This is a genomic window from Candidatus Zixiibacteriota bacterium, assembly GCA_017999435.1.
Taxonomy (GTDB): Bacteria; Zixibacteria; MSB-5A5; order GN15; family FEB-12; genus JAGNLV01.
Genome location: JAGNLV010000001.1, coordinates 883,659 through 903,885, shown reverse-complemented (window position 1 = coordinate 903,885; position 20,227 = coordinate 883,659). Strand labels below are relative to the sequence as shown.

The 20,227-nt window shown below is 66.9% G+C and carries 11 protein-coding genes and 1 tRNA gene; 9 read left to right on the top strand and 3 right to left on the bottom strand.

Annotated elements, in window-relative coordinates; translation table 11 throughout:
* Window positions 1–385: 385 nt before the first annotated feature.
* The 7 genes from KA261_03910 (at window position 386) to KA261_03880 (ending at window position 14,163) form a co-directional block, all read left to right on the top strand.
* Window positions 386–459 (top strand) — tRNA-Met (locus KA261_03910).
* Window positions 460–638: 179 nt separating this feature from the next.
* A complete protein-coding gene (locus tag KA261_03905; GenBank protein ID MBP7696932.1) occupies window positions 639–1,700 on the top strand; it encodes a substrate-binding domain-containing protein in 1,062 nt (353 codons plus the stop codon).
* A gap of 72 nt (window positions 1,701–1,772) precedes the next feature.
* Entirely contained in the window at window positions 1,773–3,230 is a 1,458-nt protein-coding gene (locus KA261_03900) for a sugar ABC transporter ATP-binding protein (protein MBP7696931.1), read from the top strand.
* A 97-nt stretch (window positions 3,231–3,327) separates the two neighbouring features.
* A complete protein-coding gene (locus KA261_03895; GenBank protein MBP7696930.1) occupies window positions 3,328–4,689 on the top strand; it encodes an ABC transporter permease in 1,362 nt (453 codons plus the stop codon).
* On the top strand, window positions 4,686–8,636 hold the full coding sequence (locus KA261_03890; GenBank protein ID MBP7696929.1) for a chitobiase/beta-hexosaminidase C-terminal domain-containing protein: 3,951 nt from the start codon (window positions 4,686–4,688) through the stop codon (window positions 8,634–8,636). Before KA261_03895 ends, KA261_03890 begins: the two co-directional genes overlap by 4 nt.
* Before the next feature lie 696 nt (window positions 8,637–9,332).
* Entirely contained in the window at window positions 9,333–12,758 is a 3,426-nt protein-coding gene (locus tag KA261_03885) for a hypothetical protein (protein MBP7696928.1), read from the top strand.
* A 409-nt stretch (window positions 12,759–13,167) separates the two neighbouring features.
* Complete coding sequence (locus tag KA261_03880; protein ID MBP7696927.1) at window positions 13,168–14,163, top strand: transcriptional regulator; 996 nt, start codon at window positions 13,168–13,170, stop codon at window positions 14,161–14,163.
* A 58-nt stretch (window positions 14,164–14,221) separates the two neighbouring features.
* Here the strand turns inward: KA261_03880 and KA261_03875 are convergent, their stop codons facing one another.
* Complete coding sequence (locus KA261_03875) at window positions 14,222–16,069, bottom strand: agmatine deiminase family protein (protein MBP7696926.1); 1,848 nt, start codon at window positions 16,067–16,069, stop codon at window positions 14,222–14,224.
* Between the two features lie 376 nt (window positions 16,070–16,445).
* Here KA261_03875 and KA261_03870 point away from each other — a divergent pair, with 376 nt between their 5' ends.
* A complete protein-coding gene (locus tag KA261_03870) occupies window positions 16,446–17,681 on the top strand; it encodes an aldo/keto reductase (protein ID MBP7696925.1) in 1,236 nt (411 codons plus the stop codon).
* 12 nt (window positions 17,682–17,693) lie between these two features.
* Here KA261_03870 and KA261_03865 read toward each other — a convergent pair whose 3' ends face one another.
* Together KA261_03865 and KA261_03860 are read right to left on the bottom strand one after the other, a co-directional pair.
* Window positions 17,694–18,581: a hypothetical protein gene (locus KA261_03865; GenBank protein ID MBP7696924.1), complete on the bottom strand. Its 888-nt coding sequence runs from the start codon at window positions 18,579–18,581 to the stop codon at window positions 17,694–17,696.
* Window positions 18,582–18,630: 49 nt separating this feature from the next.
* The gene (locus KA261_03860; protein MBP7696923.1) at window positions 18,631–19,188 is read right to left on the bottom strand and encodes a pyridoxamine 5'-phosphate oxidase family protein; all 558 of its coding nucleotides are present in this window, start codon (window positions 19,186–19,188) and stop codon (window positions 18,631–18,633) included.
* A gap of 159 nt (window positions 19,189–19,347) precedes the next feature.
* On the opposite strand from KA261_03860, the gene rpe reads away from it, so the two are divergent.
* Window positions 19,348–20,007 carry a ribulose-phosphate 3-epimerase gene (gene rpe, locus KA261_03855; protein ID MBP7696922.1) on the top strand — a complete coding sequence of 220 codons (660 nt, stop codon included), beginning with the start codon at window positions 19,348–19,350 and terminating at the stop codon, window positions 20,005–20,007.
* Window positions 20,008–20,227: the final 220 nt, after the last annotated feature.

Sequence of the window (20,227 nt, the reverse complement as noted above, 5' to 3'; positions counted from 1 at the left end):
TCGTCCTCCCGCCCGATCGCGGCTGCGGGCTGAATGCCGCCTTCACATTTGCCCGTGCAATAATGATCCCGCCCCGCCACAGGCGCGGACTGCAAATCAAGTGCGGCCTGAGTTCTCGACCTGTTTCAAGGAGATCACCGACGCTCAGAGCGGTGGCCCCGCCGGAGGGGGCATTGCCGGGCAGTATCCGCCCTCAAGCCCGCAGACCTCGCCGTTCCCCCCGCCCGGCGTGACATTAGCGCCGGGTTTTTCACCGCCGGACACGGAATTATCGTAGCCGCACCCTGTAAATCGGAAGTGCGCTTGACAGGAGATGAAATTGTGTTAAATTCCATGTCTGCAGCCCCGCCCTGGGCGGTGCGCTGCGGATACGTTCGACACAGATGGCGGTGTAGCTCAGCTGGTTAGAGCAGCGGAATCATAATCCGCGTGTCCGGGGTTCGAATCCCTGCACCGCTATTTCTCTTGCCGGTCGGAAAATGCAGGGGGCGAGCGCGGCGCCTTCCCAGTACCTCGCCGGTCTCGGAGCACAGCCCAAGCTTGCCGACCGTCGCCCGACCGCGTATACTTCACCTCGAAAAAGAACCCGTTGTCGACTATCCCCGGACCGGACCGCCGGTGCGGGCTTAAGGACCAGCATGCCAGGACACATCGCCAGAACAACCGGGCGGATTGCCGCCCTGCGAACAGCCGGGTGGATCGCCGCCGCCAGATCAACTGGCCGGATCGCTGCCGTCAGAACAGCCGGGCGCAGCACCGCTGCCAGAACAGTCGGGTGGATCGCCGCCGCCGCAGCGGCCGCGGTGCTCGGATGCAGCGGCGCCGACGACACCGCCAAGGTCAAACAGAACCCCGCATCGGAGGGCGCCGTGACCATCGGCGTGTCGCTGCTGACGCGGACCCATCCGTTCTATCAGGAGTTGGAGGAGGGTCTGAAAGAAGCGGCCGGGGCGGCCGGTTTCCAGGTGCGGATTACGGCCGGGGAGTTCGATGTCGCCCGCCAGAAAGACCAACTTCAGGATTTCCTCACTCAGAGAGTCGATGCGATCATCGTGTGTCCCTGCGACTCTCGTTCGATCGGCACCGCGATCAAGGCGGCCAACGAGGCCGGCATTCCGGTGTTCACGGCCGATATCGCCTGTCTGGCCGAGGGCGTGGCGATCGTGACGCACGTGGCCTCGGACAATGTCGAGGGCGGGCGGCTGGCCGCCCGCGCGCTCGCCGAGGCCATCCACGGCGCGGGCGCGGTCGCGATCATCGACCACCCCGAAGTCGAATCGGTGATCCAGCGGGTCAAGGGGTTCGAGGAGGAGATCGCCAAGTACCCGGACATCACGATAGTGGCGAAGCTGTCGGGGCACGGCGTCAAAGACCAGGCCTTCCGCACGGCCGAGGACATTCTGCAGGCCCATCCGGACCTGGCGGGGTTTTTCGGCATCAACGACGATTCGGCGCTCGGCGCGCTGGCGGCGATCGAGAAAGCCGGCAAGCTCGGCCGCGTGAAAATCGTCGGGTTCGACGCCGTCCCTGAGGCGCGCCAGGCGATCGAGGCGGGAAAGATCCACGCCGACGTGATCCAGCAGCCGCGCAAGATCGGGCAGCGCACGGTCGAGGCGGTGCAAACCTACCTCTCCGGCGGCGCCGTCGAGCCGCAGATATTGATACCGTGCGACCTGTTTGCCAAGCCCGCGGCGCAGTGACCGGACGGCCGCGGCCGAGATATGGATTCCTCCTCTGAGACGCCCGCCCCCGGCGGGCACAGCCTGCTGGAGATGTCGGGGATCGAGAAATCGTTCCCCGGCGTTCGGGCTTTGCGGGCGGCGAGTTTCGCCCTGCGCGCGGGGGAGATCCACGCGCTGGTCGGGGAGAACGGCGCCGGCAAGAGCACGCTCATCAAGATCCTCACCGGGGTGCACCGGCGGGACGGCGGGGAGATCCGGCTGCTCGGGCAGCCGGCGGAGTTTCGGCGGCCGCTCGAGGCGCAGCGGGCGGGCATCGCCACCATTTATCAGGAATTCACTCTCGTGCCATCGCTCTCGGTGGCGGCGAACATTTTTCTCGGCCACGAAGCGGCCCGCCGCGGTCTGATCGACCACGGCCGCGAGCGGCGCGCGGCCGCCGCCCTTCTCGACCGCCTGGGCGCAGCCCTGGATCCCTCGGCGCTCGTCTCCGGCCTCACGGTGGCCCAGCAGCAGATTGTCGAAGTGGCGCGGGCGCTGGCCCGCGAGGCTCGCATCCTCGTGATGGACGAGCCGACCGCCGCCCTCGCCCCTCACGAGGTCGCGCACCTCTTCGCCATCCTTCGCGACCTGGCCGGGCGGGGGATGGGGATTGTCTTCATCAGCCACCGCCTCGACGAGGTGGCGGCGATCGCCGACCGCATCACGGTCATGCGCGACGGGGCGACGATCGCGGTCCGTCGGGCAGGGGAGTTCTCGCGGGCGGAGCTGATCGAGCTCATGGTGGGGCGGCCGCTCGACCAGGAGTACCCGAAGGCGCCGGCCCCGATCGGGCCCGTACATTTCGAGGTGCGCGGACTGAGCGGCGGGTTTATCGAGGATGTCTCGTTCGCCGTTCGGCGGGGGGAGGTGCTCGGGCTGGCGGGACTGATGGGTGCGGGCCGGACCGAGGTCGCCCGGCTCATTTTCGGGGCCGACCGGAAACGGCGCGGCGAGATCCGGCTGGGCGGCCGGCCGCTGGAAATCGCCTCGCCGCGCGCGGCGATCGGCGCGGGAGTATGTCTACTCACCGAGGACCGGCGCCGCCAGGGGCTCGTGCTGGGGGCCTCGGCCCGGGACAATTTCGCGCTGCCCAATCTCGGTTCCTGGTCGCGCCTGGCCTGGATCGACCGGCGCCGCGAACAGGAGCGGTTCGCCGAGCGGACGGCCGGTCTCAACATCCGGCTTTCCCACCCGGAGCAGCGGGCGGAGGAGCTCTCGGGCGGCAACCAGCAAAAGCTGCTCGTGGCCCGCTGGCTGGAGACCAATTCGGAAGTGGTCATTTTCGACGAGCCGACACGGGGGATCGACGTCGGCGCCAAATACGAAATGTACGTCCTGATCGGCCGGCTCACGGCGCTCGGCAAATGCGTCATCGTGATCTCCTCGGAGCTTCCGGAACTCCTCGGGATCTGCGACCGCATTCTCGTGCTGCGGCGGGGGCGGGTGGCCGGCGAGGTGGCCGAGGCGGCCCGCGCCACGCAGGAGGACCTGATGGCGCTGGCCGTGTGAGGCCGCAGAGGAAAGGCGCGTGGAAAATTCACGGGGCAAAAAACACCGCCGCGAGGCGGGCGCGGCGCGGCTGCGGCAGGCGTTCTCCGACTACGGCATGGCGCTCGTGCTGGCCGCCCTGTGCGCGCTGTTTTCGCTGTTGACGATTTCCGAGCAGCACCCGACCGGCGCGGCGGCCGGCGACAACCTGTGCGCCCAGCTCGCCGCCGGGACGGCGCCGGGGGGTGCGGTGGTGGTGATCGGCCAGGCGACCGGCGACGATTCGGCCATGGTGCGGACGCTAGTCGGGCGACTGGCGAACGCCGGCCGGACAGTCCGGCCGCCGGTGTTCGGTTCGCCCGCGGAGGTGCGGGCGCGACTCGAGGCGCTCGATTCGGCCGGCCAGGCGGCCCCGCTGATTGTGACCAGCCACGCCTACTATGCCGCCGTGACGATGGTGGCGGCGCAGGTGGCGGGTTTCCGCGCGGCCAAAGTGTGCGAACCCTCGCCCCACCGCTGGCCGACTTTCCTGCTGGCCGACAATCTCCGCAACGTGGCGAACCAGATCTCGGTCATCGCCATCATCGCGGTCGGGATGACGCTGGTGATCATCACCGCCGGCATCGACCTCTCGGTGGGCAGCCTGATCGCGCTCTCGGCGGTTGTCTCCGCCTGGCTAATCGGCCGGGCCGGGGGGGACCAGGCCGGGCCGGCCGCGATGATCCTGGCGAGCCTCGGGGGCATACTCCTGGCGGGGGGCGTCGGGGCTTTCAGCGGTTTCATGGTCACCGGTTTTCGCATTCCGCCGTTCATTGCGACGCTCGCGATGATGCAGGTGGCGGCGGGTCTCGGCTACATCATCTCGCAAGGCAAACCGATCTACCAGCTTCCCGATTCCTTTGTCTGGCTCGGGCGCGGGGTCGACCCGGTCTTCCACATCCCCAACGCCGTGATCCTCATGGTCCTGCTCTACGCCGCCGCCCACGTGGTGATGACGCGGACGACCTACGGCCGCTATGTGTACGCGGTCGGCGGGAACCCGGAGGCGGCCCACCTTGCGGGTATCCGCGTCAAGGCGGTGCTCTTTTCGGTCTACGTGATCTGCGGGCTCCTGGCGGGGCTCGGCGGGGTGGTGATGGCCTCGCAGCTTAAGAGCGGCGCCCCGACCTATGGACTGACCTACGAGTTGTACGTGATTGCCGCGGTGGTGGTGGGCGGGACGAGCCTCATGGGGGGGGAGGGGCGGATCCTCGGCACGCTGATCGGCGCCTTCATTATCGCCGTCATCCAGAACGGCATGAACCTGATCAACGTGGAAAGCTATACGCAGAAGGTCATTCTCGGGCTGGTGATTCTCGCCGCCGTGCTCGCCGACCGTCTCAAACAGCGGCGACTCGCGCGCCGCCGGCCGGGACCATCCGCCCGCCGCGACCCGAAACCGGATAACACAGCGACTGCAAATACGGAGCAACGACCATGAGCATCAAGACGGCCCTTCTCGCTCTCCTCCTGGCGGCCGTGGGGACACCGGCGGGCTCGCAGCCGGAACAGGCCGCGCCCCCGGAGCAGCGCCCCACGCTCCAGGTGATCGGCACCGCCCACCTCGATACCCAGTGGCGGTGGACGATCCGGAACAGCATCGACGAGTATATCCCCGACACCTTTCGGCGGAATCTCGCCCTGATGGCCCAGTACCCGCAGTACGTCTTCAGCTTCGAAGGGGCTTTCCGCTACATGCTCATGGAGGAGTACTACCGGGAGGACTTCGAGCGCATACGGCCCTATGTCCAATCGGGACAGTGGCGGGTGACGGGGAGCTGGGTCGATGCTGTGGATGTCAACATTCCCTCGTTCGAGTCGCTCGTCCGCCAGACGCTCTACGGCAACGGGTACTTCCGGAAAGAGTTCGGCCGGACCAGCCGGGACATCTTCCTGCCGGACTGTTTCGGTTTCGGCTACGCCCTTCCCTCGATTGCCCGCCACTGCGGCCTCCGGAGCTTCTCGACCCAGAAGCTGGGGTGGGGTTGCTGGGTCGGCATCCCCTTTGACATCGGGGTCTGGCGGGGGGTGGACGGTGCGACGCTGCTGTGCGGGGTCAATCCGGGCGAGTACGTCTCGCGGATTACCGGCGACTTAAGCCGGGACACGACCTGGCTCGGCGCCGCCCGGCGGCAGGGGGAGAAATCGGGGCTCTTCGCGGCCTACCGGTATTTCGGTACGGGCGACACCGGCGGGTCGCCGGACTCCGCTTCGGTCGACCGCCTGGTCGCCTCGATGCAGAGCGACGGTCCTCTGCGTGTTGTCAGCGCGGGCGCCGATGACCTGGTTGATCTGCTCGCCGGCGTCGACACCGCGCGGCTGCCGCACTTCGACGGCGAGCTGGTGATGACGCGCCACGGGGCCGGCTGCTACACCTCGCAGGCCGCTATGAAGCGGTGGAACCGCCGCAACGAGCTGCTCGCCGAGGCGGCGGAGCGGGCCGCGGTGATCGCCGCGCGGCGGGGTGGGAGCTTCTACCCGCGCGGCCTGCTGCGCGACACCTGGATCCGCTTCCTCTGGCACCAGTTCCATGACGACCTGACCGGGACCAGCATTCCCGAGGCGTACGAGTTCTCGTGGAACGACGAACTCCTCTGCCAGAACCGATTCGCCGCGCTGCTCACCGGCGCCGTGGAGGCGACCGCCGGCGCTCTGGACACCCGCACCCAGGGGATCCCCCTGGTCGTCTTCAACCCGCTGGGTTTTGACCGCGAAGATGTCGTCGAAGCCGCCGTGCACTTCGGCGACCGGAAGACGCGGTTCGTTCGCGTCTTCGGTCCGGACGGCCGGGAGGCGCCGGCGGATGCGGTCCCGATGGCCGGCGATTCGCTGCGCCTTCGTTTTCTCGCCCGGGTGCCCTCGGTGGGTTACGCCGTCTTCGATGCGCGGCCGGCCGACGCCCCCTGCCCGCTGGCGACCGGCTTGCGGGTCTCGCCCCGGGAACTGGAGAACGAACGCTACCGGGTGGGGTTGAATGAGAAGGGAGAGGTGGCGTCGATCTACGACAAGAAGCTCGGTCGGGAGCTGCTCGGGGCGCCGGTGCGCTACGAACTGCTGGAGGACACGCCGCACAATTGGCCGGCGTGGGAGGTGGACTACGAGGATGTCATGGCTCCGGCCCGCGACGAATGGGCGGGCGATCCGGTCATCGCGGTGGTCGAGGAAGGATGCGCGCGGGTGGCGGTCAGTATCGAGCGGCGCACGGCGTCTTCCACGCTCCGCACGATCGTCAGTCTGGCGGCGGGGGAGGCCGGGGAGCGGGTCGAGTTCCAGGCGGCGATCGACTGGTATGAGCGGGAGCGGATGCTCAAGCTCGCCGTGTCGCCGGCGACCGCCAACGAAACCGTGACCTACGACCTGGGGCTGGGCGTGATCGAACGCGGCCGCAATTCCGAAAAGCGCTACGAAGTGCCGGGGCACCAGTGGGCCGACCTGGCCGCCCCTGCGGGCGACTGGGGGGTGGCGGTCCTGAACGACTGCCGCTACGGCTGGGACCACCCCGACTCGGCGACCGTGCGCCTCACCCTCGTGCGCACCCCGGGCGTGGGCAAAGGCTGGGACTGGGTGGGCGATCAGCGCTCCCAGGATCTCGGGCGCCACCTCCTGGGATTCGCCCTTCAGGGACACGCCGGCGACTGGCGCTCCGGAGGCGTCGTCCGGCAGGGGGCGCGCTTCAACCAGCCGCTGCAGGCTTTCCGGGCGCAGCCGCACGAAGGGGAGTTGGGGAAGACCTACTCGCTGGTCCGGGCGGAGGAGACTCCGGCGCGGGGCGGCGCAGCGACCGAAGCGCCGGGCGTGATGATCGCCGCGGTGAAGATGGCCGAGGAGTGCGACGAGATCATCATCCGCGTTCGGGAAACCGCGGGCGCCCCGCGGACGCAGGCGGCACTCGCCTTCGACCGACCGATCGCGGCCGCGCGCGAAGTGAACGGCGCGGAGGAGAATGTCGGGCCCGCCGAGGTGGCCGACGGCCGGCTGGTCGTGTCGCTCACGGCATTTCAGCCGAAAGCGTTCGCAGTCACGCTTGATGAAGGAGTCGTCACCGACCTGCTCCTTCCCTGGTATTCTCCGCTCGAACTGCCGTACGACGGCGACGGGGTCAGCACCGATGACGAGCGGTGCGGCGGCGACTTCGATGGTCGCGGGTATTCGCTGGCCGGGGAGCTCCTGCCCGACACTCTCGACTATCTTGACATTCCCTTTGTGCTCGGCCCGCGCGCGGCGGGAGCGTCCAACATGCTCACCTGCCGCGGCCAGCAAGTGCCCTTGCCGGGACTCGGGGAGAACCGTCTCTGGCTGCTCGCGGCGGCCGTGGACGGCCCGGCCGTGGACACGTTTCGGATCGGCGGCCGCGCCCTTCCGGTGGAGCTGCCGGATTACGCCGCGCCGCTCGGGCAGTGGCACAACCGGGTGGTCGATGGGCAGTTGGTTGAGTCTCCCTCGGCGATCGCCCCGGCCTATCTCACTGCGGCGCCCGTGGCGTGGTACGGCTCGCACCGCCACACCCCGGAGTGCGGCAACGACATCTACCGCTTCACCTATGCCTTTTTGGTTTCGCTGGAGGTTCCGCCGGGGGCGACCGCGGTGGCGCTGCCGAACAACGCGCGCATCCGGGTGCTGGCCGCGACCGTGGGGGCCAAGCCGCATGGCGACGTGACGCCGGCCCGGCCGCTGTACGATGAAACCCGCGCCACGGTAGTGAAGGTCGCGGCCGACAGCGGCGCGTTCGCCGGCCGATGCCGGTTGACTCTGAGTTCGCCGACTCCCGGGGCCGCGATCTACTACACGCTGGACGGCACGGAGCCCTCGGTACGTTCCGCGCGCTACACCGCGCCGGTGGCCGTTGACCGCACGACCACTCTGCGGGCGCGGGCGGTGCGGGACGGGTACGACAATTCGTACGTCGCGGAGCGCACCGTGCACCGCCTGGAACTGCGCGCGCCGGTGTCGGTTGAGGGGCTGGCCGCCGGGCTGACAGCGCGCTACTACGAAGGCGAATGGGAACGCCTGCCGCGATTCGATACGCTGACGGCCGCGGCCGAATTTACGGCCGAGACCGTTGCTCTCCCGCCGCTCGCCCGCCAGGAAGATTTCGGTCTGCTCTTTGAGGGATATATCCGGGTGCCGGCCGACGGTATGTATGCGTTTTCGATCAACTCCGACGACGGCAGCCGGCTGTACGTGGCGGACACGCTCGTGGTCGACAACGACGGTTTGCACGGCGACACCGAGTTGAGCGGGTTGATCGGTTTGAAAGCCGGGCTTCACCGCTTCACGGTGCAGATGTTTCAGGGCAAGGGGGGATCCGGGCTGGGGGTTTCGATCGCCGGTCCGTCGCTGGCCAAGCAGGCTCTTCCGGCGGGCTGGCTGTGGCGCCCGGCGCCGTAGCCGGCATTGACTGCGCGAGGGATCACGTGGTGGCAAACCCGTCCTCGGCCGGACGGTCGAAGCAGTTACAGCGAAGGGGGCAGTCGATTCGAGGGCTGTCCAGGCGGCTGGTGGTTCATCCGGGCCGAATGTACAAGGTTATGCTCAGTCGATGAGCTTCTTGTACGTGCGTTGACCACGCTGACGGCACTGCGTTGCGAACGTCTGCGGGCAGCCCTCGTAAGGCGTTATTGGAGAGCGCGCTGCGCGAGTTATCGGCTACCGGGCCCGGCACGGATATTGCGCTTGCTTTCCGGACGGAAGTTTTTTGTTGTAGTTCGCGGTATTTTGGCGTAAGATGGTCTCCGTCCAAGGGCTTCGGCTCAGCGAATGGCTCTTGGCCCGCAAGTTATTCTGCCATCGGCAGTTGCAAGTGCAAGCGTGGGGACATGGAAACTCCGGGCGAGGATCACCACCGGTTGTAGATTGAACTGTATTTGACAACCGAAATTACCGATTAAGTCATGGAGAGAGGACGGATTATCGAACCCTGATGTGCGGCTGCGGCTAGGCCGGGAAGGCGGGGGAAGTCTTCGCGCCGCGAGGCGAAACGGCCTGACACGATACTGCAGCGGGGATTGTTCCGGATACTGCTCGGCGGGTCGGTCCCGAACCCGGCGGCTCGCCACCGCGATGTCAATAGCTCAGGAGGCATAGATGAGAAAGCTGATTGTCCTGTTCGGTCTTACCGCCCTTCTTGTTCCCGTCACCTCGCACGCGCAATGGAACAACTGGAGCGATGCTGCCTACCCCTACCAAGTCACTATCAGCTCACTCCCCTTCACGGTCGATCGGGATTCCACGCTGTACACGGTGGCGGGCGACCTGTCTACGGCGGCCAATGGAATCCACATCAACGGCGTCAGCTACTCCAAAATCAAGGGCAACGGCCGGACTCTTACGTTTGACGGCAGCGGGACCGGCGGCCACTACGGGGTGTACCTGCATGCCTCCGACCACGTGGTGGTGGAGGGCCTCACGATCATGCAGGCGGCCACGTCGGGGCAGCTCTACGGCAACACGGGAGGACCCAACGTGATCGGGTTCATTCTCGGTCCGAATAATCACATCCTCGTGAAGAACTGCAACGTCCACGTGCGCGGGCACAGCTCGATCGGGTTTGACGGCGCCTACGGCGATGCGCCGTTCGACTCCTGGGCGGAGGGGGTCAAGACGGAGATCGAGATTGACGGCGGCAACTTCACCAGCTACGTCCAGTCGTTCGACAACCGCATGTGGAACGATGCGGCGGTCATGAAGCTCGACTGCAAGCCGTTCGTCCAGCCGGAGCAGTACAACTTCTACGTGCACAACGTCGTGGTCGACAGCGCCTGCCATACCGGCCTTCTGGTGATGGACGTCGCGTGGTTCGAGTACAACAACGTCACGATTGATGCGCACAATGAAAGACCCAGCACGAGCTGGGCGAACGCGCACGGTATCGGCGGCGGCAATCTTGAAGCTGGCAGCCGTTTCCGGTACAACACCGTTCGCTCCGGCAGCAACCACTACGGCGGGCGTGGCATGTACTTCGATTACTCGGTCGGCACGGCCGCGGCCCCGATCGAGATTGCCTACAACGACATCCGCATCTCCAGCGGGCAAACCACGGAGAATCCGGCGGCGCGCGGTATCCGCATTCGGTGGGGATGTTTCTACCTGCGCGTCCACCACAACTACATCGAAGTGTACGCCGATGACGACCCGGCGACCCAACAGATATCCGAAGAAGCGCACGGAATCTGGTATACGGAGATCGGCGAAGAGGGTTCGGCCCTCGGGTCGTACAACGAAATCTACAATAACACGATCAAGACGATCTGGAGCGGGAGTTCCGGCGCGACACCGACACATGTCGGGGCGCTCATGATCGAGCAGGTGCAGGATCCCTCCAAACCGTTCGGTAACGGGTGCCGGAGCTACCACAACCGTCTGGTGAGCAACGTGCACCCGCTCATGTTCGGCGAGCTCAACGGCGGCTGCCAGGAGTGGACCTCCTACCAGGACACGATCGAGTGGGCGCTGCCGCACATGACCGACGGATACAACTTCTCGGGAGCCGTGACTGTCGGGTACTATAACGGACCGTCAGACAACAACCGGGTGATCGACCCCGTGTTCATCAACGCGGCCGTCAACAACGTCGTTCGCGGCGGCAACACCGGTTCCGCGTACGTCATGCGGAGCGTGGAATTGGCGGTCAAAGGGACCAACGGTCTGCCGGTTTCGGGCGCCACCGTTCATCTGTGGCCGCGCCAGGCCTATGCCGATTCCACCAACCTGTCGGCGGCGGTGGTGGCCAAGACCACCGGCACGAACGGTCTGGTGCGCGACACGGTGCCGTACCTCTACCGCCGCTGGTCCGGAGCTTCCCTGGCGGCCGAGTCGACCTACAACGACTACCGCCTGCGGGTGGCCAAGGGCGGCGACATCACCTGGCGGCGCACGACGCTGACCGATCCCAATGTCAATGAGCGCGAGTGGGGCCAGTTCCAGGATACGCTGGCGCTGCCCAACACGGCGGGCGACGGGGCCTGGGGATCGGAGGAGATCAGCCTGTGGGTCGAGGGCAGCTCGCAGCCGGAGGGGACGAGCCTCATGTTCATCGTGCGGGCCAGCGGAGCGGCGGCGCAGAACGTGACCTACAATTTTGCCACGCAGAACGGGTCGGCGCAGGCGCCCGGCGATTTCACCGCGGCGTCCGGGGTCGGCACCATCCTCGCCGGCCAGACGGCGGACACCATCTCGGTCGCCACCGTGAACGACGCGATCGCGGAGAGCAATGAGGCCATGACGTTCGTGATCTCCAATTCCTCGCAGGGGGCGATCACGGGCGCGACCGCGGTCGGGACGATCATCGACGACGACACCGGCACGGACAACACGCCGCCGGCGGCGCCCGTCCTCCACACACCCACCCAGGGGTCGGTGCTGCGGACGACCACGCCCGTGCTGGGCGTGCTCAACAGCGATGACCGGGACGGCGACGTGCTCACCTATGATTTCGAGGTGTACGACGCCGTACCCAGCCTGGTGGCCGGGGTCGGCGGGGTGGCGGAGGGAGCGGCGACCACGCGGTGGACGGTCCCGGTGGCGCTCCAGGACGGAGCGGCCTACACGTGGCGGGCCCGGAGTTACGACGGCGAGGAGTATTCGCCGTGGATGAGCACCGCCTCGTTCAGCATCGATATGAGCAGTGGGGAGAACAATCTCCCCACGCTCCCCGTCCACGCCTCGCCGAGCGCCGGCGACACACTCGTGTCGGCGCCCATCGTCCTGCGGGTCGACAACGCGATCGACCCGGACGGCGACGACGTGACATATGATTTTTTCCTCTACGCCGATGCCGGTTTGAGTGAGCTCGTCGAAGAGCACCTCGGCGTCCCGGAGACGCCGCAGCAGACCGCCGTCGTGCTCGATCTGACCCCGGTCGACGGATCGACGTACTGGTGGCGGGTCCGCGCGAGCGACGGCATCGGCGCGACGGCGCCGACCGAGGCGACCTCGTTCTTCTACTACAGCCTCTACACGGGCGGCGAGGACGAAGTCCCCGAACCGGTCAGTCCGGGAAGCGGCGCGACCGTCTACACCACTCGCCCGGTCCTGAAGGCCCGTAACGCCGCGCTCGCCGGCACGCCTGCGTATTTCTTTCAAGTGGCGTCCGACGAGACCTTCACCGGCATCGTCTCCGCCTCGGATCCGGTGGCCGAAGATCCTTCGGGGGTGACCGAGTGGCAGGTGGCGGATGATCTTGAGGTCGGGGAGACCTACTACTGGCGGGTGCGCGCCGACAACGAAGCCTACAGCGCGCCGGCGGCCTTCCAGGTTGGATTCGAGGTGGTCGCGTACCCCAACCCGGTGCACTTCCAGCAGGGAGAGGTTGTCACGATCACGCTCCCCGATGAGCCGATCGATCTCTTGATCCAGAGCATATCGGGCGAGACCGTGCTGATCGAAGACGGCGTCTCCGGCCGGTGGACCTGGGACGGCCGCAACGCCTCGGGCAATCTCGTGGCGATCGGCGTGTATTCGTGGTTCGCCAAGGGGGGCGCGTACAACGGCAAGATCGTGGTCATGCCATAGCTCGTTGGCCGGCCCTGATAGGACCAGGGCCGAGGGACCCCGAAGAGAGCACGCTCCTCGTATCCCCATTCCGGTAAGACACGAACTCGAATAATCCGGGGCGGCGCGGGCAGGGATAGTCCGGCGCTCGATGCCGGTTTCATTGGCGCCGTCCGGAGCCGCCGAAAATGGCGGAATGCAGCCACTTTCGCAATTCGCGGTCGGTCGCTGCCTCCCCGATCAGCGCCTCGACCGCTCAGACCCCCGCTTGCCGCACCGCACCCCCGCGATGACCCCCGATCACGGGGTGCGAACTGCGGCCCGCACGACGTCTACCCATAATTAGTGTTGCCATGCGTCATTCGGTGACTCATACTCTGTTTAATTTCGGGAAAACATGAGCACGAGAGCTCGCTAATGGAGGGTTTAGATGCCTGAGTACAAGCAGATCGACCGGGTCATCCGCATTCTTCAAAGGCTTTACCAGCAAGGGCACGTCACCGTCAGAGAACTCTACGAGCTGTTTGAGCGCCAGGTCCCGAAGCGGACGCTGCAGCGCGACCTCGTTGATATTTCGGGGGCGGGGGTTCCGCTGTACAACGAAAAGGGGCGGGGCCGCGAGCAGATCTGGTGTGTCGACAAGCACTTTCTGCGTTTTGTTCCGCAGACGATCGGCAGTCAGGAACTGCTGGCGTCGTTTTTCCTGGAGCAACTGGCTCTCGCAGCGCGGGGGACACAGCTGGAAGAGGATGTCCGCTCGCTCCTGGACAAGGCGCGGCAATTGGCCGGGCCGGGAGTCTTTCAGTCCCTCCAGAGCGGGGATCTGGCGCACGACATGTTCGGGGCGACGTTCATGGGTTATGTCGACTACAGCGAGCACTCCGAGAAGATCGACACGCTCGTCAAGGCCTGCGCCGAATCGCGCACCTGCCGATTTGTCTACAAGGCGGCGACGCGGGAGAAACCCTCCGAATTCGAGGCCGAACCGTATCTGATGCTCTACCACAAGGGGGCGATGTACGCGGTGGTGTACGTGCCGGCCCACGACAACTACATCTTCCTGCCGGTGCAGCGGATTCGCTCGGTCGAATACACGGGGGAGAGGTTCACGCGCCAGGCCGGGTTCAGCCTGGACAAACTGCGCGAGGGGCGATTCGGCATCTACGGCGGACCCGAGTACCGGCCGGAGCGGGTGGTGCTGAAGTTCAAGCCGGAGATCGCCGACGTGGTCGCCGAGCGCGTGTGGCACTATAGCCAGCAGATGACGCGCAACGCCGACGGTTCGCTGACGCTGGAAATGTGCACGGTTATCTCCGACGAACTTCGGGCCTGGATCGGCAGCTGGCTCGACCGCGTGGAAGTGCTGGAGCCGCAGGGTCTGGTGCCGCAGGCCGGCTCCGGGGAGCATCCGGAGGCGGCGCACTGAGGCCGCGGCGGGGGGCACGCTGCCGGGTGTTCGATCCGGGCAGGGATCCGCGGGTTGTTCACCCGCAGGTCGGGGCCGGGCCGCCTCGGAACAGGTAGGCGATCAGCAGGGTCAGGTCGGACACCTCGATGTTGTTGCCGGGGCCGGTGCTGCCGTTCAGGTTCGCCGCCGGCAGCACGGGCGGTTCGGGCCCGCCGCGGAACAGAAACGTGACCAGATAAGTCAGGTCGGCGACATTCGGTCCCGCGCCGTTGTCGTCGACGTCGCCACAGATGTAGGTCCGGACGAAAACGTCGGCGCCGGTTGTGTCGAACGGATCCGCGGCGAAGACCGAGAACGTCGCCGTATCGCGCTCGGCGGGAGTCCCCGCGAGCGAATCGCCGGCCGGCTGCAGCCAGGCCGGGTATCCCTCAAACCACACCGCATGGGCCGTATCGTCGCTGTCGGAGAGCCCCGGCGAATACGCGAATCGATCGCCGACCCTGCAGAGAAACGAATCGGGCGAGATGATAGCGGGGGGGAAGTTCACGCTGTAGGCATGAGCGCCCGGGGCGCCGATGAAGGGGTGCTGCTCGACCCGGCCGGAGTTGTCGGCGGCGAGAATGAAGTATTCGACCGCGCTGCCGCCCGGCTGCGCCGGGATCAGGCCGTCGTAGAAACTGCCGGCGGGCGCCAGCGGGGCGTCGCTCCACACGCCGCCGTCGACCCGATACCGGACCAGGAGCGACTCCGCGATCAACCCGGCGCGGGAGTAGTCGTCGATGAAGGCGCTGACTGTCTGTCCGTTTCCGCCCGACCGGACGCGGCCGTGGAGAGGATCGTGGTCGATGAACAGCATCTGGCGGTCGGGGACCCCCATGGCGCGGCAGTGGATGGCGTCGTCATCCAGCCAGGAACCGGTGAAGCCGAGGATCTCGTAGCCCGGCATGGCGTCCTGGTACGTCTGGATGGCGACGGCGTCGGAGGGGCTGCCGAAAATGGGCACCAGCACTTTGCCGTTCAGAATGATCGAGTTGGTGTAGGCGGTCCCGGCCGGGCAGTAGACGCGGATGATCTCATAGGGCCGTCCCCAGGCCGACATCTGCTGCGAGAGGTAGGCGGCGCGGGCATTCAGGAGGGAATAGCTGGGATCGCTGGGAGGGACATCCTTGACGATGATGGTCGCCGGATCGAGGAATTTCGCCCAGCAGTCGATGTGGTGGATGCCGCTTGACTCCACGTAACCCAGAACGGTGTACTGGTTCCCGAGGTACGCCAGCATGATCGAATCGACCTGGGCCGAGGTGAGGCTCGGGTTTTCATCGTACACGAGCCGGGTCGACATTGACCTCCCCAATCCGTCGGACATGTGGTTGCCGCCCGTATGGATCAGGTCCATGCCGTAGACGGGAATCCCCCAGGCGGAGCCGATCGCCTGCGGGATGACGTCGTCGAGCGGCCGCGGGCGGTTGTAGATGTGGTCGACGATGCCGATTCGATCGCCGGAGAATATGAACCAGGGGCCGTAGTCGCGCGTCCAGATGGAATTGGTGGCGGCGATGAGGAAGTTGACGTTGGCCATGTTGACCCCGTTCGCCTGGTAGGCGGCGCGGGCCTGGGCCTCGACGGTGGTGCTGCTGACGATCGTGGTGACCATCAGCTCCTCCGACATCTCGGCGACAAGCGCGTAGGAGATCCCGAGGGGCCAGCGGATGATGACGCCGACGGAGCGTTCCCATTCGGCCGGGTTGCGGAGCGAACCGGTCGGCGGGTAAGTCGACCGGTGGGCCTTGCCGATGTCATCGAGGCGGCCCTTTTCTTCTTCGGTGAGACCGATGGGGAGCGACTCATCTTCCCGCCCGGCGGCGGAAGCGGCGATCCCAAGCAGCAGGAGTGCGGCGAGGGCAAAGAGCAGTCGGCGAGACATGCGGGTCCTCCAATCAGCGTTGACGCGCGACGGTTGCGGCGGACACGGTATGACACCACCAATATACGCGGTCCGGCGAATTCGGCAATCAATTATAGTGCGGGAGTTCGATTTTTGGGCGCCGCCGGAGACGATTCCGCCCCTCCGGAGGGGAGCCGAACGTTGACAAAACGCGGGAGCGCACCGTACCTTGGACCTGTTCCTTCCCGCCTTTGCCGGACACGGCTGCGCGGCGGCCGGGAGGCCCGGGCCCGCGCGGAAGCGTCCGGCGGCGCAGGCGTCCCCGGCCTGGCGGCGGTCCGCGGACCGACGAATGACAAGCGGCAGCAAGAGCGAAACTCCGAGAGGAAAATCCTCCGAGACAGGAAGAACAGCCATGGGCAACCCCGACACGTTTTTGACCCGCCGACGTTTTATCGAGACCTCGCTGGGCTGCGCGGTCACGGCCGGGCTGGCGACGCTCGTTCCCGGCCGGTCTTTCGGCCAGGCCGAACCGCCCGCGACCCAACCGTCCACTCCCGCGCCCGGATCGATCATCCATCGCACTCTCGGCCGCACCGGTTTCACGTTGCCGATAGTCAACATGGGGGTGATGAACAACAATTCCCCGGAGGTGGTGCGCGCCTCGTACGAACTCGGGGTCCGTTACTTCGACACCGCCGCGCGGTACCAAAACGGCCGGAACGAGGAGATGGTGGGCGCGGTCATCAGACAACTCGGGGTACGGGACAAAGTCGTCATCAGCACCAAAGAGATCCTGCCGGGCCGCCGCGAGGGAGACGGCGCCGGGGCGGTGAAGCGCAAACTGGTCGAGCAGTGCGAAGCCAGCCTGAAACGGCTCGGCATGGAGACGGTCGACATTCTCTATCTCCACGGAGTGTCGTCGCCGGAGGAGATGAAAGAGGCGGGGGCACTCGAGGCGCTGGCGGAGTTGAAGAAGCAGGGGAAGGTGCCTGCGGTCGGGGTCTCCACGCACCAGAACATGGCCGCCGTGCTCAAGGCGGCGGCGGAGGGGGGATTCTACGACGTCGTGCTCACCGTGATCAATGTCTCGCTGGCGGACGATGCCGACCTGCTCGGCGCGATCGCGGCGGCAGCGCGCGCGGGGGTCGGGGTGGTGGCGATGAAGACGCAGGCCGGGGGGGCGCGCCTGCCCAATCCGGCGACCCTGAAGGACTATGCCGGTGGGACGATTGCGACGGCCTCGCTCAAGTGGGTGCTCCGGAACGAGCACATTGCATCGGCCATTCCCGGCTACGACAATTTCCAGCACATGGAAGAGGATTTTTCGGTGGCGCGCGGGCTCGATTATACGGCGGAGGAGGCGAAGTTTTTGTCGGATAACCGCCTCACGCTCGGTCTCGCTTTCTGCCGCCAGTGCCGGCGGTGCGAGCCGAGCTGTCCGCACCGGGCGGACATCCCCGCGCTCATGCGCACGCACATGTACGCGGCGCAGTATGCGAATTTTGAGGAGGCGCGGGCGACGCTCGGGGAGATCGCGCCGGGGCGCGGACTGCACGCCTGCGGGGCGTGCGAAAGGTGCGCGGCGCGCTGCGCCCACGCGGTCGATATCCCGGGCCGCATCGAGCGCCTGAAAACGATCTACGCCTGAGGCGGGTCCGGGCTAGCCCCCGAGCGCGGCCAGCCACCGGGCGAAGAAGTCGCGGTGGCGCGGGGCGTAGGCGCGCATTCCCGCCAGCGTGAACTGCCGCAGGCCGGCGGCCGCCGTGTCCGCATACGACCGAATCATCAAGGCCGCACCGCCGTCGAACGGAAGGTCGGTCTGGACCTTCTCGGCGCCCGCCGCCTCCTGCCACCGGAGGAACTTCCCGCCGCTGGAATCGGCGGCAAAAAAGAGGCGGACCGTGTCGGGTCCGAGCGCGTACGCCTGCTCGTACACATCGGTGAGAAACGCCTGCCCGAGGTACGAGGCGGGGTAATAGCGGTCCCCGCAGGGCACGCGGGCGGAATCGGGAAAGCGCGCGAACGCCGCCGGGCGGTCGGTGCTCCCCGGCAGCCTTCGCATGAGCGAATCCGCGGCCACGGCGAGCATGGCGCCGGTCTGCGAAGACTCGTCGAATGCGATCAGCCGGGCGAGGTACCGGCCCTTGACGGCGGTGACGGTCGACTCAGTGCAAAATCCCTGGGTCCCGATCGCCAGCAGGTCCGGCTCGTCCGGTCGCACCGCGGCGTAGAGGCCGTAGGCGCCGGCATCGTCGGCGAACCGGTAGACATCGACAATGAACTCAACCTCGGGGAAGCGATAGTCGGCGGTGGCGATCTCGACAAAGCGGTACTGGCGGTACATCTCGGCGTCGCCGTCGATGTATTCCCAGAGCGTTTCGCCGGTGAAGGTGCGTACCTCGCCGGTCGGTTCCGCCGCCCCCAGGCGGGTCCGAAGGAACTGCGCCGGTCCCCCGGCCGTCCCGGCTGACTCCTTCCCGCCGCAGCCGGCGACAGAGAGGGCGAGCAGGGCGGCGGCCGCCGCGGCGCCCGCGAACGAATGCTTCATAGCAACCTTCCTCGATTTCGATGCCGGCGCATCTTCAGCGCCGGCCGGTTCAGCGGCTCTCCCAGGAAAACGCGCCGGGGAATTCGTCCGGGGCGCTCTTCTCCTTGCCCGACCAGGCGTCGATGTCGATCCGGTAGACGGATATTTCCTCGATTTCCTCCGGCTGGATCGGCCGGTAGTCGACGCCCGGGCGGAGGCGGGGAAAGTAGCGGTCGATGAGCATCTGCATGTGTCGAGCGGCGGCGGCGGGGTCGTCCACCAGCGAGATTCGTCCGAAGGCGATGACGCTGCGGTATTCGACGGAGAAGCCGCGGGCCGTTTTGGCCGGCAGCAGCCGCCCCATCTCGGCGAACGACACGCACACGCGCGAGCCCCGCTCGGTGTTGGTGCGGAGGCGGCCGGCCCCGGCGGTGTGGAAATAGAGGGCCTGCCGGTCGGGGTCATAGGCGAAGCTCATCGGCGTGATGAACGGCTGGTCACCCGCGACCGTGGCGATGTGGCAGAAGGGCGCGCGGGCGACCAGGTCGGAAATCCAGGCCTCGTCGCGGGCCCGGTCGGCGCGGCGCATCCGGTGGAGATCGGCGCTGTCGGCGCGATGTTGATCCATGCGATCCATCCTTGTCCGAGTGAGAGGCCGCCGGCGGAGGCGACCCCGCCGCAACATAGGACGGGGGGGGCCGGGGGTCAAGCAAAACCGCCCCGGCCGAGGCGCGGGGCGCGCATGTGAAGACTTGACTCCCCGCCCGCGCCCGTCCTACATTGCGCCATGATCGAAATCGCACCGTCGGTTCTCGCCGCCGACTTCAGCCGCCTGGGCGCGGAGATCGCCGACACAGCCGCCGCCGGGGCCGACCGCCTGCACCTGGACATCATGGACGGCCACTTCGTGCCGAACATCTCCTACGGACCGGATATCGTCCGAACCGTCAACCGTCTGACCGGCCTGCCGCTCGACGTCCACCTGATGCTGACCAATCCCGAGGCCTTCTTTGAGCCGTTCGCCGCCGCGGGCGCCGATGCCATCACGTTCCACATCGAGGTCCACCCCGACCCGGTCGCCCATCTGAAACGCCTCGAGGAAATGAAGGTGGCGCGCGGGTTGTCGCTCAATCCCGACAGGACGGCCGAGTCCGTGCTGCCGTTTCTGGAACTGTGCGACCAACTTCTGGTGATGTCGGTGTTTCCGGGATTCGGCGGCCAGCGGTTCATCGAGGAGACCCTGCGGACAGTCGAGGCCGCCCGACGGTATATCGATCGCCACCGCCTGCGCACGCAGATTGCGATTGACGGGGGGATCGACGGCAACAACGCGCAGCGGGCGGTAGACGCCGGCGCCGACCTGCTGATCATGGGATCGGCCTTTTACCGGAGCACCGACCGGGCGGGGTTGGTGCGAAAGGTCCATGGGCTGAAACGGGCAGGATGAAGCGGGGGGCGTACTTGCCGCCGGTATTCCTGAGGACTTGTAGCACATTGTGCAACAGCAGCATGGCTCGCTTGCGGCGGGGTGGCGGCGGCCGGATAGCTTAGGGGAGCCACGAAAAGGGCGGAGTTCCGGTTCTGATTCGTGCGGGAGGAGCGGCCGGTCGGCGGGGAGGCCGGTTCCCGGTCTCTATTGCGGCGCCGGTCCGCCCGCGGTGGGGGGG

What these genes read in the sequence shown, in the direction of transcription:
- KA261_03905 (MBP7696932.1), top strand. Translation starts at nt 639, where the DNA reads ATGCCAGGACACATCGCCAGAACAACCGGGCGGATTGCCGCCCTGCGA.
- KA261_03900 (MBP7696931.1), top strand. Translation starts at nt 1,773, where the DNA reads ATGTCGGGGATCGAGAAATCGTTCCCCGGCGTTCGGGCTTTGCGGGCG.
- KA261_03895 (MBP7696930.1), top strand. Translation starts at nt 3,328, where the DNA reads ATGGCGCTCGTGCTGGCCGCCCTGTGCGCGCTGTTTTCGCTGTTGACG.
- KA261_03890 (MBP7696929.1), top strand. Translation starts at nt 4,686, where the DNA reads ATGAGCATCAAGACGGCCCTTCTCGCTCTCCTCCTGGCGGCCGTGGGG.
- KA261_03885 (MBP7696928.1), top strand. Translation starts at nt 9,333, where the DNA reads ATGAGAAAGCTGATTGTCCTGTTCGGTCTTACCGCCCTTCTTGTTCCC.
- KA261_03880 (MBP7696927.1), top strand. Translation starts at nt 13,168, where the DNA reads ATGCCTGAGTACAAGCAGATCGACCGGGTCATCCGCATTCTTCAAAGG.
- KA261_03875 (MBP7696926.1), bottom strand. Translation starts at nt 16,069, where the DNA reads ATGTCTCGCCGACTGCTCTTTGCCCTCGCCGCACTCCTGCTGCTTGGG.
- KA261_03870 (MBP7696925.1), top strand. Translation starts at nt 16,446, where the DNA reads ATGGGCAACCCCGACACGTTTTTGACCCGCCGACGTTTTATCGAGACC.
- KA261_03865 (MBP7696924.1), bottom strand. Translation starts at nt 18,581, where the DNA reads ATGAAGCATTCGTTCGCGGGCGCCGCGGCGGCCGCCGCCCTGCTCGCC.
- KA261_03860 (MBP7696923.1), bottom strand. Translation starts at nt 19,188, where the DNA reads ATGGATCAACATCGCGCCGACAGCGCCGATCTCCACCGGATGCGCCGC.
- rpe (MBP7696922.1), top strand. Translation starts at nt 19,348, where the DNA reads ATGATCGAAATCGCACCGTCGGTTCTCGCCGCCGACTTCAGCCGCCTG.